The sequence below is a fragment of the Mycobacterium sp. 1245852.3 genome (genome assembly GCF_001669335.1).
Lineage (GTDB): Bacteria > Actinomycetota > Actinomycetes > Mycobacteriales > Mycobacteriaceae > Mycobacterium > Mycobacterium europaeum_A.
The window spans coordinates 1-628 of sequence record NZ_LZLL01000271.1 but is presented as its reverse complement, the minus strand read 5'-3'; the positions used below and the strand labels follow the sequence as shown (position 1 = coordinate 628).

The window sequence follows — 628 nt, the reverse complement described above, 5'->3', positions numbered from 1 at the left end:
AGGCCCAGCTGGACCCAACGGCGCTGTCGGTGCTGGCCATGTTGCTGCCCGCGGACTGGACCTTCTGTCCGTGGGAGTTGGCCTGCTCGTAGATGACCTGGAAGTTGCGACCCAACTGGGTGATGAACTCCTGGCATGCCACCGAACCCGCACCGCCCCAGAAGTCGCCGGCAGCAAGCACATCGCGAACGATGGCCTGGTGCTCGGCCTCCAAGGACGCGGCCTGGGCGCGGATCAAGGCACCGTGGGCGTCTACATCGCCGAACTGGTAATTAATGCTCATTGGCTTTGCTCCTTAAAAGTGTTGTGCAGCAGCGGTTTCGGCCGCTAGCTGCTGAGGATCTGCTGCGAGGCCTGCTCTTGCTGCTCGTAGTTGTTCGCGTCGCGAATCAGCCCGTCGCGCACCCCGTGGAGCATGTTGACGATGTTGCGGAAGGCCTGGTTGACCTGGCCCATGGTGTCGTACGAGGTGGCCTGGGCCTGACCGCTCCAGCCCGAGCCGGCGATGTTCATCGACGACGCCCACATCTTGCGGGCCTCGTCCTCAACGGTCTGGGCGTGCACCTCGAAGCGGCCCGCCATCGCCCGCATCTCGTGCGGGTCGGTCATAAAACGTGTTGCCATGTCG

The 628-nt window shown here is 63.7% G+C and carries 2 protein-coding genes; both read right to left on the bottom strand.

Translation table 11 applies throughout. The features are described 5' to 3' along the window. The coding region (locus A9W96_RS11685) for a WXG100 family type VII secretion target (RefSeq protein ID WP_007771417.1) at positions 1-283 on the bottom strand (283 nt) is incomplete at its 3' end. Between the two features lie 44 nt (positions 284-327). After that, positions 328-624: a WXG100 family type VII secretion target gene (locus A9W96_RS11680; RefSeq protein ID WP_007168951.1), complete on the bottom strand. Its 297-nt coding sequence runs from the start codon at positions 622-624 to the stop codon at positions 328-330. Between the last annotated feature and the right edge of the window lie 4 nt (positions 625-628).

Excerpts from the sequence above, each read along its gene's own strand:
- A9W96_RS11680 (WP_007168951.1), bottom strand. The coding sequence starts at position 624 with ATGGCAACACGTTTTATGACCGACCCGCACGAGATGCGGGCGATGGCG.